Annotated in this window: 7 protein-coding genes; 1 reads left to right on the forward strand and 6 read right to left on the reverse strand. The window is 41.5% G+C overall.

Features of this window, described 5'->3' with window-relative positions; genetic code table 11:
- Positions 1-19 precede the first annotated feature (19 nt).
- The 6 genes from ACE1ET_RS06830 to ACE1ET_RS06855 form a co-directional block, all read right to left on the reverse strand.
- The gene (locus ACE1ET_RS06830; protein ID WP_375727629.1) at positions 20-2251 is read right to left on the reverse strand and encodes a S9 family peptidase; all 2232 of its coding nucleotides are present in this window, start codon (positions 2249-2251) and stop codon (positions 20-22) included.
- A 46-nt stretch (positions 2252-2297) separates the two neighbouring features.
- Complete coding sequence (locus ACE1ET_RS06835) at positions 2298-3506, reverse strand: glycoside hydrolase family 27 protein (RefSeq protein ID WP_375727630.1); 1209 nt, start codon at positions 3504-3506, stop codon at positions 2298-2300.
- Between the two features lie 9 nt (positions 3507-3515).
- Positions 3516-6212 (reverse strand): DUF5695 domain-containing protein, encoded by a 2697-nt coding sequence (locus ACE1ET_RS06840; protein WP_375727631.1) that lies wholly within the window; start codon positions 6210-6212, stop codon positions 3516-3518.
- 34 nt (positions 6213-6246) lie between these two features.
- Positions 6247-8679: a glycoside hydrolase family 127 protein gene (locus ACE1ET_RS06845; protein ID WP_375727632.1), complete on the reverse strand. Its 2433-nt coding sequence runs from the start codon at positions 8677-8679 to the stop codon at positions 6247-6249.
- Between the two features lie 11 nt (positions 8680-8690).
- Complete coding sequence (locus ACE1ET_RS06850; RefSeq protein WP_375727633.1) at positions 8691-10823, reverse strand: family 43 glycosylhydrolase; 2133 nt, start codon at positions 10821-10823, stop codon at positions 8691-8693.
- Between the two features lie 118 nt (positions 10824-10941).
- Complete coding sequence (locus ACE1ET_RS06855) at positions 10942-13305, reverse strand: beta-L-arabinofuranosidase domain-containing protein (RefSeq protein WP_375728023.1); 2364 nt, start codon at positions 13303-13305, stop codon at positions 10942-10944.
- A gap of 496 nt (positions 13306-13801) precedes the next feature.
- Between ACE1ET_RS06855 and ACE1ET_RS06860 the strand changes: the two genes are divergently transcribed.
- On the forward strand, positions 13802-17176 hold the full coding sequence (locus ACE1ET_RS06860; RefSeq protein ID WP_375727634.1) for a CotH kinase family protein: 3375 nt from the start codon (positions 13802-13804) through the stop codon (positions 17174-17176).
- Positions 17177-17299: the final 123 nt, after the last annotated feature.

Below are 17299 nucleotides of genomic sequence, written 5' to 3' on the forward strand. Positions count from 1 at the left end.
CATCTTTTTATGGTTAATATTATTTCCCCCATTTCGGCGGCAGTTGGTTATACAAGGTTTTCACAAAAAAGTCCCTGCGTTTGTGTTCGCCATAATCCCCTCCTAGTGTATGGTTTGATCCTGGAAGAACCACCAGTTCAAAATCTTTCTTCGCCTTTATCAGAGCATCTGCCACCTGCATGGTTGATGCCGGATCCACATTATCATCCACCTCACCCACAATCAGCATTAGGTCACCCTGAAGCCGGTATGCATTATCCACATTGGAACATTCTGCATATTCCTTCCCTATCGGATAGCCCATCCATTGCTCATTCCACCACATTTTGTCCATGCGGTTGTCATGACAGCCACAGGATGAAACGGCCACATCGTAGAATTCAGGATGAAACAATACAGCACCGGTAGAACTCTGTCCTCCTGCAGAACCTCCGAAGATACCAACACGTGTGGTATCCATAAACGGATGTGTTTCTGCTGCAGCTTTGATCCATAGTATTCTGTCAGGAAAACCTGCATCCTTCAGGTTTTTATAACACACATCATGAAAGGCTTTCGAGCGGTTCGACGTTCCCATACCATCCATCTGAACTATGATGAAGCCCAGTTCTGCTAGTCCCGAAAACGGGTAATTGTAAGGACGGAAACTTTTCTGTGCAAATGATCCCTGTGGACCTGCATAGATGTATTCTATAATCGGATATGTTTTCTCCGGATCAAAATTAGTAGGATAATAAATATTACCCCAGATGTCTGTTTTGCCATCCCGTGCTTTTGCAACAAAAACCTCCGGTTTACGCCAGTTTGCAGCCAGTAAATCTGAGATATCAGCTTCTTCAAGTATTTTCAGTATTGTTCCGTCAGCTGTTTTCCTTAGTACGGTAACCGGCGGTGTATCAACAGTAGAATAGGCATCAGTGAAGTATTTGTAATCGGACGAAAAGGTGGCATCGTGGTTCATCTTATCAGGTGTCAGGTCCTTTAATCCTGTGCCATCGAAATTGATGCTATAATAATGTATAAAATACGGATCTTCTCCCTTATTCATTCCTGCCGCAGAAAAAATGATGTTCCGGTTATCATCATCCACATGCTCTACACCTCTTACCAGCCAATTGCCTTTGGTAATCTGATTTTTTACCTTACCTGTTGCAGCATCAATCAGATACAGATGGTTCCAGCCATCTCTTTCCGATGCCCAGATGATTTCCTTTGATTTATCCAAATCATGGCGAAAGTGTTTCCCGCTGTAATCTATAAAAGTTTTACTGGTTTCATTAATAATTACCCGAACGTCTCCTGTTTCTGCATCAACTTCGGCAACCTGGTATACCTGATGTCCGCGCTGGTTAAATTCAAATGTAAAGCCTTCACTTCCGGGCCACCATTTAATTCCAAACAACGAAAACTGGTTCTCAAAAGGCTGACTATTGACCGGTATTTGCTTTAAGTCCTCCACATTAAAAAGACAAGGTTTAAGTATCGGAAGTGCGTCGCCCGGTTTCAGATATTCTCTCTTTTCCAGTTTCGGCTGTAACTGATCCTTTGGTGAAGACTCCACGAAATAGATGTAGTGTTTTTCGTTTGGACGTACTTTGTTGACTGCAATTTTTTTGGAATCCGGGGACCAGTCCATATGTCCGGAATAAAACTCTCCGGCAGAACCATCGAAACTCAACTGTGTTTCGGTTCCGGATTTCAAATCCTTCAGCCAAACATTATATTCCCTGACATATGCTTCCCACTTTTCATCAGGCGATTTAACGGGATCGCTTTTATACTCCCCTTCAGTTTCTCCCCAGTGACGGTTGCCCCAACCTTGAACATCGCCTTTTATGTCAACCTTATATTTTTTCAGATCACATTCCAATCTTTTATTACCTGCTTCAAAGGCAATAGCCTTACCATCTTTAATAAACCGCAGGCGTCTGAGATTAAGTTCAAATGGTTTATAGTCTTTCTTCAGGGATTCATTCAATGCTTTACACAATTTTTCCTGATCAAAGGCCGGTGTAATTTTCAAATTCTCTGCATCCACCAGTTTATACTCCGTTCCTTTACTGGTCTTTATACTGTACCAGAAAACAGGTTTATCCTTTATCCAGTTTACATCAGCATAGGCATTATAAACCAGACTTCCGAATTTAGCTGTAGAATCTGCCCTGGCATAATCTTCAGCAGTCACCTGTGCAAAGCTTGCATAATGTGCAACAAAACTTCCCAAAAACAATAGTACTACTAACCTTTTCATCCTGTAAAAATTATATGTTATTCGTTATGTCCTTGAATATTACAACCTATTTTTTTGTTAATCTGACCATCAATACGCCATGTGCAGGAATTTCCATTTTCAATTGTTCCTCTGTATCACCAACTGTTTTATGATCCCAAACATCATATACCTGATATACATTCCGGTGGATGCTCACGTCGCGTACAAAATACATCGTATGTTTCTTCCAGTCGTAATCCAGTTTCCATGGTTTATCGGTCCGGTTCAGAAAGCAAACCGCTACCTCACCATTGCTAAGAGGTTTTGCCCATATTTCGTGCTCCCCCATATCCATGAACTTACGTGCCTGATCACCTTTCGAATCCTGATTAACGGCAATTACATCTTTATTCGTTAGTATTTTTTTTGTGCTTTGATCCATCGTTCTGAGATCGTTGCCAGCCATGAGAGGTGCCGCCAGCATAGCCCACATGGAAAAGTGTGTGATATACTCATCCTCCGTCATACCTCCGTTTCCTACTTCAAGCATATCGGGATCATTCCAGTGCCCCGGACCTGCATAAGGCCATAATTCGGCTTGTTTATCAATGATATCCAAAACACCGAGACCACCCCAGTCAAAGGTACATTCATAACAATCTCTGATGTCTGCTGTTGTCCGCCATAAATTTCCAATGCCTTCTCCCCATTCCCATGGTTTACTCTCACCCCATTCGCAAATAGAGAACACAATTGGTCTGCCAGCTTCCTTCAACGCATCGCTCATCGTTTTGTACGCTGCTTTGGCATCCTGACCTTCATTATAGCACCAGTCGTACTTCAAATAATCCACACCCCAGGATGCGTAGGTCCTGGCATCCTGAAACTGATACCCTCTGCTTCCGGGTCTTCCCTGGCATGTTTTAGAACCTGCGCAGGAATAAATACCAAATTTAAGTCCCTGATCGTGTATATAATCAGCCAGTGCTTTCATTCCCGATGGAAAACGTTCCGGATCCGAAATGATATTGCCAGAACTGTCACGGCCCGTCTGCCAGCAATCATCAATCACAATATATTCATATCCGGCATCACGCATGCCACTGATAACCATGGCATCGGCCATCTCCATAATCAGTTTCTCACTTACATTACATCCAAACTTATTCCAGCTGTTCCATCCCATTGGCGGAGTAGCTGAGATTACAGCGTTATCCTGGGCCTTTAAAGTTAGAACCTGTGTCATCAACAAGAAAACGATTCCTGCTGTGATGTAATGCAATTTGTTCTTCATATCTGTTTTCTAAAGTTTCACCTCCACTGATTTTTTCTTCAGGGGCACAACCCATGCTCCCCTGCTATCCTTCTTATATTTCTTAAGGGAATCAACGGGTTTACCATCCTTTTCCAGTCGCAGATAAGCTTTTGGTGTAAAATCGTTTTCCGGGGCCATAACCAGGATTACTTCATGTGTTTTTGAATTGTATCTTACCGCATCTACATTTCCTGCATCCAGTGTGATCCACAGGTTTTCCGGTGCAATAAAAAGTCTTGATTTTGATGCCGTTGTGATATCGGTTATAACCCAGTCGCCATCCTCGCTGATGTTACCTCCAAATGCAAGCCAGCCAAAGTCATCGTCTCTGGTAATAAATGTGGCGCTGTTGACCGCATATCCAAAGAATCCTGTTCCATAATCGCCGGAGATACCATCGTTGGCCAGTGTGGAAGGGAAGGAATGGAATGCACAGGGTGCAAATCCTTCTTCATTAATATTTGAAATTGCCCCCATTACTCCGCCGTAACCCACACGAAGCAGATAGAGGTTATCCGGTTCAAGCCTGTATTCATGCAATACCGGTATGGCATTCAATGCTGAACCGTAATGATGAATCTGCCGTTCAATACGTGAAAGTTTTCCTCCAAACAGAAAGTCCCAGTATCTGCGCGCGTTTCCGTTATAGGCCCAGTGCGGAATTGTTGGCATATATGCCATAATTGCCTTCAGTGTTACCATGGCTTTATCAGAGAATCCAAAATAGCGCGACCACATATATACTTCTTCCTGTCCGGTTGAATCCCAGGGCATCTCACTTCCAAACGGATAATTCAGTGTGGCCCAGTGATCAGCTCTTTTCTTCATGGCTGCTTCAAGTTTATCAGCCATATCCGCAAAACCTTCATTTCTCAGGTCATTCAGGATCAATAGAAATACAGTCCCTTCCATTTGCCCGAACTGTGCATAATACGGCGCCTGTTCTACCATGGCCATAGAGGTATAAAAGGCATTCTCCAGGTAAAACCTCCACTGACTATCATCCACAAGGCCTTTATAGTTTCTGGCCAACCGGTACATCACCCAGTGTGCTGCAGCTACGTGCGGATAATTATAGGACCGGCCAACTGACATTGCTGCTTTCTTCGACCAGGCGGCCCAGGTTTTATAATTTATATCATCTCTATATGTTCCTGCCGGCATGCTGTCCGGTTCATAATAGAACATACTTTTACGAACGCCATATTTATGATCGCCGCTATTGTACTGAATGCCACCCCACAATGTCTGACTTACAAACGAATCCAGCTTTGCGATCTCTTCAGGATCCGGTTCAACCAGTTGCTTCATTATGGCATTTAACCACGCACCTGCACCACCTTCATCACTTAAGCCACAAATCCACGAACGCGAATCCTGCAGAACTTTCTCTCCTGTTTCATAATCGTAGGTTATCACAGACGGGCTTCTGTCAAACAGATCGCCCGAATTTTCGTACCATTGTTTGGTTGTTAAGAAATGACCGTTATCTGCCACAACTTCTGCTTCAGGTTTTATTACTTTATAGTTGATGGTCTGAAGCGTTCCATCATCATACGTAACAGACAGCCTTGCCCTGCCCCACTGATTTCCCTTTACAGTATATTTTTTCCATTTACCATCTGTTACCTTATCAAACGTTACGGACAGAGCGCCTTCCGGTTCTGAAGTGATTGACTTCACGCCTTTTTCAGCTTTCAGAAAAAGTGTTCCTACAACATCTTCAGGCAACACATATCCAGGGATACCAACGGCCACAGGCCTGTTGTGATCGGCCAGAGTTTTTTCAATGTTCTTAACGGAATCAGCCAGTACAAACTCCACACCTACATTGTATTCTTCGCCGGGTTTCAATACTTTCTCGGTTGGAGCATTCCATTGCTCCACACCTTCCCATTCTTCATCAGCCCAGGCCTTGGAATGGATCATCCACTCATGAAACCCCTCAAAGGTTATTCCTCTTGGTGTCGGATCATCAAGCAATGGCCTGTACGCTTCGAAGGGCGAATTTTCCCAGGGCAATACAAGCAGAACCTTCCCTTCTCCTTTCAGCGAAACCACCTGCAGATAACCTGCATCCATACCAATATACGGGTCATAAAATACATTCTGCTCATGGGCTTCATCCAGTGATTTACCTGTCAGATCATTATTAAATATCATTGGAATACCTAAAGCGCCTATTTCTACATCTTTGTCTGTGTTATTTACTAATTTAAAACGCAACACAAGGTGATCCCCTTTCTTCTGCCAGTACCTTGTAAGCTCCAAGGGAAATGTTTCAGGCATTGTACCGCTCAGATTTGAGGCAGCCAGCACCTCCGGATCATTCACATTTAACGACATAACCGGTTTGCGGTTTTCTGCCGTGGAAAAGCTGGACCAATCCTCGCAACCGCAACTCCTGACTCTCAGATTAATGTCGCCCAAATGATAAAACCTGTTCCCTGAACGAGCTTCCAACCTGTCATGGGGTGTGAAGTCGAACCCCTCATCCGTTTTCAATTCGGAAACAGTTTGTGATTCATTAACGAGTTGCAGTTTAATTTGCTGAGTGGAATAATCAGTATACCCACTGTCAAGTCCAAGTGTTGGGACAGGTTTCTCTCTCCGGCGATTTTGTGCATGAACGACAGTCCCTGCAAGAATCATTAAAGCCAGTATGTACTGATATTTTATTTTCATTTGATGTTGTTTTTCGATACTACTATTTGCTCATTTATTCAATCACCCATTCATGAATACCTGTAGAAAACCTCTCCGGTAATTTAACCATCATTCGTAACGCAGTGGTTTTTACCGGTTCAATATTTACAGAATCCCAGCTGTCTTTTGTAATAGTATATTGTCCCAAAGTTTTAACCGGAACCCAGTTCTTACCTGATTTATACATTACTTTCCATTCAGCCGGAATACGGCAACCTCCGAACGGGCCATCGTCAAACCAGTAAACTTTTACCTTATTTACGGTTTCCTCACTATCAAAATCGTACTGAACCCATTCCCATGCATTGTTTTCAGGCCACCAGTGATAATAGGGCCATGTGTGGTCGTTGGCATCCTTAGGCATTAACTGGTCGTTAATGGCAATAAGACTTTTAGTGGGACGCGATGCTGAAAGTTTACTTTTGCTGGCAATTGAAGGCGCAGGCAAAGGTCGTACACTTTTTTCGTTATACGGCAACCATACTGCCATTTCTCCGGGTCCACGATTATTCCATGCATAATACGGAATCAACTTAACAATTTTTTCTTCACTGTATTCCAAACCTCCATCTTTGGTTGCGCGGGCAATTCTTGCAGGAATATTAATGGTGTAAACACCATTTAAAAGATGATCGTTGTGCTCAACAGTAAGTTCTTTATCCTTGTCAAAAATCAGATTTAATACTTTTCCGTCCTCCACATCAGGCCATTCCGCAGCATACATCAATGGTCCCCGTTGAATGGCCATTTTATCGGCATCTGCTTTTATATTTTCATCCGCCTTAACTTCACGCGGTTCCATTGGCATATTTAAAGAAACAACATCGCCCTTCGTCCATTTCCGATCGATGGTTACATATCCGTGTTCCGGTTTAACCTTCATATCCTTACCATTCACATTAAGCGTTACCTCAGGATTAACACCATCCATAAAGGTATATAAATCTCCCGGAATGGCTTCATTTCTTGCCCAGCCAGGAATCCTTAATTTTAAAGCGAACCTGGCTTTGTTTTCTGGGTTAATAGTCATCTTAACCAAACCGTTCCATGGGTATTGTGTCTCCTGGCTGATAGTAACATCCTCATCTCCGAGTTTGATCTGTGCCGTGTTGGACATATACAGGTTAATATAAATGGCATCGTTTGTTTTTGCATATACATAGCCGGGTAACGAAGGTAAAAGTCTGGCAATGTTCGGAGGGCAGCACGCACAACCAAACCATTTACTACGGCTGTGTTGTCCTATAGATTCCAGTACATTAGGATAGAAAAAACGGTCCCCTGTTAATGAAACACCTGATATCAGCGCATTATATAAGGTTCTTTCCAGAACATCCATGTACTTTGCTTCTCCATCTGACAGGAATAAGCGGTAATTCCAGAATACGTCTCCAATTGAAGCACAGGTTTCACAATATGCAGCCATATTGGGTAAATTATACGGTTCATCAAAACCTTCATTCCCACCTGAGGCACCAATTCCTCCTGTGACATAGGTTTTACCGTATACCATATCCTGCCATATGGCCCTGCTGGCATGAAGGTATGATTCATCGTTATACAAGGCAGCAATATCTGCCATTCCGGAATACATATAGGTGGCCCGTACGGCATGTCCCACAGCCCGGGTCTGATCCACTACTTTTTCATGTGCCTGATTATATTCTGATCCACCAGGTCCCCTGACATCAAGGAAAAATTTAGCCAGATCGAGATACCGCTTTTCATTTGTAGCCCGGTAAAGTTTCACTAAACCCATTTCCACTACCTGGTGACCGGGATAATCTTCAAGCTTTCCCCATCCAAAGGTACGGTCCAGCATATCTGCAGCTTTAATGGCTATGTCGAGAAAATTTCGTTGTCCTGTTGCCTGGTAATGTGCGACAGCAGCCTCAAACATATGTCCCAGGTTATACAGCTCATGACTCAGTTCATGCACTTTATTCCACCGGCCATCACCAACCCACGGATGCGGATTTGTACCGTTCTTTTCAGCAATGGTAAGGTTGGTATAAATATATCCGTCCTCTTCCTGAGCCTTCCTTATCTTTTCTATGAGCTCATCAAGCTTTTTCTGCAGTGCAGAATCCGGCATGGTTTGTAAAGAATAGCTGGCAGCTTCAATAATTTTATAAATGTCACTGTCGTCAAACGGATACTCTGAACAGAATTCACCTTTTGCATCACCAGCAGCAATCTCAAAGTTTTTTACACGGCCTGAAATCTCCGATTGTTCTATGGCAATCGGAATGGTCACGTTATGATTGATTTTGATTTTTGGAGCCCAGAACTGATCAGTAACATGAACGGAAGTAAAAGGTACCGGTTCAATGGGATATTGACCTTCCTTTTCAGTTTTAACCTCTGTTTTACAGGATGAAAAAAACACCAGTAAAATTACCACACCTGCAAAAGCCATAAAATGTTTTGAATTCAGTTTTTTCATATCCATATTATTTAGTTCGGTTGTGCATTTGTAAACGGATTTGTTTCTGATAATAATCCTTTAATTTCAGCCTCTGTCATGCTTTTATTATACAATCTGATCCTGGAAATACTGCCCGAAAAATTCTCATCAGGATTACCGGAAGAACCGATACGAATTTCAGCTGGGGTAACAAACAACATCAGTTGAGCCTTGTTGTTCAGTTTTCCATCCACATATATACTTTCTGTCATACCATCAAAAGTTACGGCGATGTGATGCCATTTATCAGCTTCTGGTACTTTGGAATAAGACATATCGACCGCACCGTCACCATGAGCCACTGCACCGTAATTTCCGGTTCCGTAATACATGGCAGCATAAGATGCCTGCAACATATCACGCCGTGATGTCCAGCTTAAAAGGCATTCTCCATGTCCTATTTCAGAATTCTTCACCCAGATTGCCGCAGTAAAAGGCGCATTCCAGGCCATACTTTCAGGTGGAACTGATGCCAGTCTGAGTGACGATTTCCCATCAAAAACAGCAGCCATCACTCCATCAATATTTTGTATAGTAACATTCCCTCTTCCGGTAATTTTTCCACCAAGTGTCCCTGTATTAGGCACAGCTTCATCGGTTAACTGACCTGATTTCTGATCCTTAAAACTGATATCTACCAGACATTCCCCTGTTGGCTGAGACGCTTTATCCGCATTTGAAACCATTTGCTGATATTCCGGTAAGTTGATCTTTCCTTTCGTAACAGCTACATTCCATATCCCGGCATACAAGCCCGGCTTTTCTACTCCCGTAACAGTAATTCTTATATAACGGGCTTTAGCCTTCTTTTCGTCAATAACCGGTGATCCTGAAACTTTATTATTTGTTTTATCAGCATAAACCGACCAGCTTTTGCCGTCCTTGGATATCTCTGTTTTGTATTGATAAAAATGAGAAGGGTATTCAAAATCTGTCAATATACGATCGAAGGATTTTGTTTTACCAAGATCAATTGTTAGGGATTGTGGCAACTCACAGCCATCGGCTTTCCACAATGTGTTATTGCTGCCATCCGTTGCGTTTGACGGACTATAAGCATAATCAACAGCTTTGTTTCCGGTAAACCTGCTTCCCCTTGTTTTCAGGTGGTAATATGATGTGGCTTCAGCTTTAGCTCCCAAAGCAAGATTTTCAGGACCCAAACTTTTTACACCTAACGCACATAAGCCATCTTCTGTCGGTTCAACTTTTGCAATGGTGTGATCATTAATAAAAGTAAGCTTGTCCACACAGGTTTGCCTGAACATGCCACCGGTACTGTGGGGATTATCATGCCGGTGATAAACAATATAATAATTCCCGTTATCTTCAAGAACAGAATGGTGACCCGGTCCATCAACCAACGCACCATCGCTTGACAGGATCGGATTATTTTCTCCGTATGTAAAAGGTCCGGTGGGTTTATCAGAATATGCATAATGCACCGCGTAAGAATCCAGCTTGCAATCACCGGCAGAATACATTAAAATGTATGTACCGTTCTTCTTCATCATATAAGCAGCCTCGAAAGCTCTGGGGATCTGAGAAATGGGAATAAATCCCTCCTTTTCGATGGTAAACATATCGTCGCTGTTAATCTTTACCCATCCCATGCCACCAAAAGATGTACACCATGTTCCGAAAAAGGCATATAATGATCCATCATCATCCTGGAAAAACTGTGCATCCAGTGCAGGGAGATACTCTTTTCCCGTTCCTACCGGAATAACCGGTTTCCCTTCATTTAACGGCACCCACGGACCTACCGGTGTGTTTGAAACATAACCGTAAATATTGCAGCCATACTGACAATTCCCCATATAATAATAGTACCGTCCATCCTTACCTTCCAGTACATCAGGTGCCCAGCAATTAGTTAAACCATCCGGTAAAGACATCTCCATTTCCACATTGACCCAGTCTTTCAAATCCTTACTTACCCAAACGGAAGGCTCTCCGGATGCCAGCTTAATACCATCTGTTGTTGCATAAATATAATAGGTATCACCAAACTTTTTAATGGTTGGATCGGCATAATAACCCGGCAACAACGGGTTGGCAACAACCGTAAATAATGCGGTTAACAATATCAGAATCAGGCCTGCTCTTTTCCGGTGCTTCATCTTCACTAATTTTGGGATTATAAATTGAAAAAACAGTATTATGTTTCAATCCAAAACCAGCTAATTGTTCCGGATCCGGATACCAATCAGCTGGTTTTTTGAATTACCATTATAAATACTAATTATTAATCGTACGGGCTGTAAACAGTGGTCCGGCCCTGTGTCCTTCATGCGGAACCAGTTTTACTTCAATGATATCTTTACCTGAGATCACTTCTTCAGGAATTTTATACTCCATATCCATGAATTTTGCCTGGTTGAACGCTGAAATATTCTCAGTAGCAATTACTTTATCATCAACAAGAATATCAAATGTTTTTGAGCCGTTATAACCACCCCAGTATTCCAGTACCAACGATGTTGGTTTATCCTTGATTATTTTCATTTCAAATGACATCCATCCACCCCTGTTCACTTCGCGGTACTTTCTTTCTTTGAACTCATCTATCCATGTACGTTCATCTTTAAACTTATGATTTCGTTCCGGCTGCATTTCGCCCAAACGGATAAAATCAATCGTTTTGGCTTCCAGTTCTTTTTTTCGTTGCAGATCGGCTTTATATTCAGCTTCTTTTACTTTCCATTCTTCCGGAGTATAGGTATCCCAAAATATCGTATATCGCCTGTCGTGTGTCCTGTAGAATGGTTTTAAAATCACTTCTCTCGGATAGGCCACATCTGTCAATTTGAATGTGTTTTGCTTCCCTTCAACAGGAACAAGCCAGTCTGCAGGATTGACATCCTTTGTCATCAAAACCGGCACGTACATTGGATCCTGGGACTTCGGATCCGCCACTGGTCCTAAATCTCCTGACAGTACCACAGGTCCATTAAAAACTGCCACTCTGTTCTTGTTATCAGGCATTGTTTCAAGCCTTAAAGAAAATGGGAAGCTGATCTCCACCACATCTCCGTTTTTCCATTTACGGCTCACCTTAACAAAACTACCCGGTTCGCTATTAACTTTTTGACTTTCACCGTTTACTTTAATATCAATACCTTTCAATGCCCAATGAGGATAACGGATCTGCAGTGCCAGTTCTACAGGCTTTTCGCATTCAAATTCCAGCCGTGTACCTTCTTCTTCGGGAAATGCCGTTAGCTGTTTAACTTTCAAACCTTTATCCTTCCAGTTTAATTCAGATGCAATAAACTGTACCAGGTATAGTTCCTCGTTATTGTGATAATAAATATTCTTACTGTATTTTGAGTGATTTTCCATACCTGTTCCTACACAACATGTAAACCATTCCGGATCCTGATAAACTTTGAACCCACCCATATCCAGAGACAAATTATAGATTACATGACCCGATTCAGGATGCTGTGAAGACCTGATATGGTTGAACAGTGCACGTTCGTAATATTCCATAACCGCAGGATCAGCTGTCCATTCGAACAGATGTTCTGACAGCTTTAACATATTATACACATTACAGGTTTCTGTAGTATTATTACTCAGTTCATTGTTCAGTTTGTCCGGATAAGTCAGGTATTCATGGTTACCATTACCACCCGTTACATAACTGTGGTGATGCACCATAATATTCCAGAAATTCACAGCTCCGTCGTGATCCAGCTGATCACCAGTCAACTCATATCTTCTGGCCAGTCCAATAAATTTCGGAATTTGTGTATTGGCATGTTTCCCTGCCAGGATATCTTCGCCCTGTTCAATAGGATCTATGATGGCTTTATGCTGAAATACTCTTGAAAGTTTAAGGTGCTTTTCATCACCTGTATAGTTGTACAATTCTGCCAGTGTTTCGTTAATGCCCCCATGTTCGCAATGTAACATTTCCTGAATCTGATCGTCATTCAGGTCCTTTACGATGGTTGCCAGCCAGTCTGCAAATTTCACATTAATTTCGAGGGCCTTCTCATTGCCAAACACCTTATATACATGATCAAGTCCGTCCATTACTTTGTGTTCAGTGTAAAACGGCACCCAGATACCATTCAGGTCGAAACCCTGAGCCCTGATGTTACCTTTGGCCACTTCATCTTCCAGAATTCTCTTGCCATTCGGGAAAGCCCCAATATAACCGTCACCATCAGCCTGCTGACATTCATACAACTCATCAACAATATAGTTGGCTCTACGCTTAAACTCTTCATTTCCTGTCGATTCATACATCAAGGTTATAGCCGAAAGATAATGACCCAGACTATGACCGGCTATGGTTTCATCTTCCCATCCTCCATAATGCTCTGCTTTGGGTTTCAATCCTGCTTCTGATCTGAATTTAGCAAGCAAACGATCCGGTTCATAACTTAACAAAATCTGTTCATTCAGCTCTGTTGCATGCTTAAACTGTCCGTCTAAAAGCGTTACATCTTCTATTTTGAACGGCAATACTTTAAATGTAATCTTTTCCAAACCATTCTTTTTAACAGGTTCCGGAGTTTTTGTGCAGGAGGACACCGTTAACAATATCATTCCACATGAAATGAGTGCAAATATTCTACTCACCAGACGCATTTTCATATCCTTTTAATTATTTTAATGTTTCAAACTTTAATTATTCCTACAATTAATTTCCGATGCCAAGAAGACGAAAATCTTGTACATCTGCATGACCATATGTTCAAAAAACATGTAAAAATGTATTAATTATCATCAAGAATTTTTCTAAATAATCAGCACACAGGGATTGGCTCAAATCAAAATGCTGAATATTTTAAACTCAGAAAATTAAAGCGGTTCGAAAGATATATATTTATTGTAAAAAATACGAATCCGCAAGGCAGATAACCCTGAATTTAACCCTTACAGACTTATATTTTGAGTGTTACTGCTTTTTCTCAATGGTGATAATTAATACTTTTGCATTTCGCTCCTGATACATTCATTCTTATATTTTGAACATTCGTTTCAAAACATTAGAATAAATTTTAACAATTTTCGGCATAAAACAATCTCAACAGAAATCATTATGATTTAATGATGTAGATCTGTTGAACTATTTAACCTTATCATGTTCCGGAAAAAGCTGCTATTTATACTTTTGTTTACAGGTCAATTCATTGTTTCTTCAGCACAGATAAGCTTTGGTTTAAACCAAACATACAATTACCTCAAAGGATCAGGTGCATCAAACCTATCAGACAACTGGACTGCTATCGACTTTGATGACTCATCTTGGTCCACTGCTCAGTCACCTTTCCGCTATGGAGATGGAACGGGTGGCACGAACCTGACTGACATGCAGGGTAATTATTCAACCGTTTACCTGAGAACCGCTTTTAATGCATCGGAGATTAAAAATATATCTAAAATTACATTGAATGTGGATTATGATGACGGATTTATTGTTTGGATCAACGGATCCGAAATTGTTACCGTCAATGCACCGGATAATCCGGCATACAACGCCACGGCAATCGCAAATCATGAATCCGGCTCACTGGTACCGTACGAAGTTGATTCATCATTATTTAAACTTTCGGAAGGGGAAAACCTAGTTGCGGTCCAGATTTTTAATGTCTCACTGAGCAGCTCAGATTTTTACTTTGACATGTCCATGGAGGCTATCCCGGAACTTCCTGTCTTTGAATATGATACAACAGTTGTATTCAGTCATAATGCAGGCATTTATTCCAACCCCTTCAACCTGACCCTACAATCTCCGGATTCTGAATATACCTTATTATACACGATAGACGGCAGTGATCCTCAGAACTCTTCAAGTGCCAAATCTGCAGTATCAACAACCAACATAACCATTGATCCGGATATTACTACCGGTCGTGGCCTTACCCCTGCCTTTGTGGTCAGAGCCTCTCTTGTGAAGTCCGGATATCAACCATCATTTTCCATCACAAAAACCTATCTGTTTACCGAAAAAGTTGCGAATCAGGGTTATCCCGGCTATACCTGGCCTTCGGGAGATGTTAATGATCAGGTACTTGATTATGCGATGGCCACAGATGTAACACAGGATACGAAATATGCCGGACAGCTTTCAGACGCAATGCTCCAAATTCCCTCTGTTTCGATTGTAACAGATCCGGATAATCTGTTCGATCCTGGAAAAGGAATCTATGTAAATGCAGAACAAAAAGGAGAAGAATGGGAACGTCCATGTTCGTTTGAAATCATTAACTCAGATGGTAGTGCAGCGGTTCAGGTCAACGCCGGCCTGCGGATCAGGGGTGGCAACAGTGCAAAAAACAAGAACAATCCCAAACATGCATTCAGATTGTTCTTCCGATCCGAATATGGTGCAGCCAAACTGAAGTACCCCCTTTTTGAAGATGAAGGGGCCGACGAATTTGATGCCATAGACCTGAGATGTGAACAGAACTATTCCTGGAGCATGGATGGCAGCTACCATAATACAATGGTAAAAGATATTTTCAGCAGAGACCTGCAGGGGAAAATGGGGGAGCCGTATAAACGAGGTCGCTATTACCACCTTTATCTTAACGGGATGTACTGGGGAATTTTTCAGACGGATGAACGCTCTGAAGCCAGTTATGCAGAAACCTATCTGGGAGGTGATAAAGAAGATTATGATGTGATAAAAGTAGACACAAAACCCTGGCCATACTATTGTGAAGCAACTGATGGTAATATGGATGCATGGAATGAACTATGGGATTTATGCAGAACAGGTTTTGTCCAGAATAGCAGCTACTTTAATGTTCAGGGTCTTGATGCAACGGGCAGTCCTGATGCAAATCTTACAACTTATGTAGATGTAGATAACCTGATTGATTACATGCTACTCATTTTTTATACCGGAAATTTTGATGCCCCTGTTTCTGCCTGGTACAGCGACGATATGCCGAATAATTTTTATGCCCTATATAACAGAAAAAATAAATCCCAGGGATTTAAATTTCTGGCCCACGATTCAGAACACAGCATGTTTGTAGAGGAAGTGTTCGGAAGAGATGGGATCAATGAAAACAGAGTAAATATTGGTTCAACCGGATCGATGCGGATTACCAACGAGCTTGACTTCAATCCTCAGTGGTTACATTTCAGACTCACCCAAAACAGCGAATACAAACAAAAATTTATGGATCGGGCCTATGCATTATTGAGTGAAGGTGGCATATTATCTACCGACAGCGCCAAAGCACTGTTTAAGAAACGTGTTGATCAGATTGATCTGGCAATAATAGCTGAATCTGCCCGCTGGGGAGATGCACAAACCCGTAACTCCCTGACCAAAGATGATGACTGGTTACCGGAAATAAATACGATGCTAAATGAATTTTTTCCTCAGCGAACCAGCATTCTTGTTCAGCAGCTCAAAAGCGAAGGCTTGTACTCATCATATATGGCACCGGAGGTCTACCGCAATAATCAGATATTGCTGGGATCGTACTACACAACCACCGGAAGCACTACGGTTTCCATTCGTAACCCTAATACAAATGGTACAATTTACTATACCCTTAATAATAGTGATCCAAGGGCAACAGGTGGAACAATTTCCGAAGACGCAGTGACCGGAACGGATAACAAACAGATTGAATTCAGTAATACAATTGTCCTGACAACGCGTGTACAGTACAATAATATCTGGGGACCAGTAAAGAAAATTATATTCAGCAACACTGCAGAAGATTATTCTTCGTTTAAAGTTACAGAACTGCATTACCATCCTGAAGATATAATATCAGGTACGGATACGACCTCTGGAAAGAAATTTGAATTTATTGAATTTAAAAACACCGGTGATCATATAATCAATCTTTCAGGTTTACATTTTACATCCGGAATCGAATATGCATTTCCTGAAAATAATCTTCTTGAGCCGGGAAGTTTTTACGTGATCGCCTCAAAGCCCAACTATTTTTTTGACAGATACGGATTATATCCAAGTGGAAATTTCAGTGATCAACTCAATAATGGAGGTGAACTGATTGAAATATCAGATTCTGAAGGTTTACCGGTACTCTCCTTTACTTATGATGATAAAGCACCGTGGCCATATGAACCGGATGGCTCAGGCTATACCTTAACTTCGGCAGAATCTAATCCCACCGGTGATCCGAATGATTATACTTACTGGAAAGTTTCCTCTGTGATTAACGGAACACCATTTGCTGATGATATTGAAACTGCGACAGATTATGTACAGGATGCCATACCGGCACTTTCTGTTTATCCTAATCCTGCATCATCTTTTGCTAAGGTTGACTTGTCGGATATTCCATATGATTCAAAACTGAATATTACAATCTACACCGCAAATGGTTCAGTGGCCTGCAAGAATACAATAATTAATCATTCACAAATTAATTTCAACAAGGAACATCTCAAACCAGGTGTATATTTCTTACAGATTGAATTTAACAATTATTCATATAGTAATAAACTAGTAATTATACCATAATAGTGCACGAAAATAATAGCAAAAAACAATAACAACCTAATATACTGTATTTTATATTTTGAAGTATTCAACATTTATGCCAGTATTTTAAACATTTGGGAACGTGTAAAAAAGTTAAAATTA

It is taken from the genome of Quyinboa mangrovi (genome assembly GCF_042219825.1).
In the GTDB taxonomy this organism is placed as follows: Bacteria; Bacteroidota; Bacteroidia; order Bacteroidales; family UBA5342; genus JBHJHP01.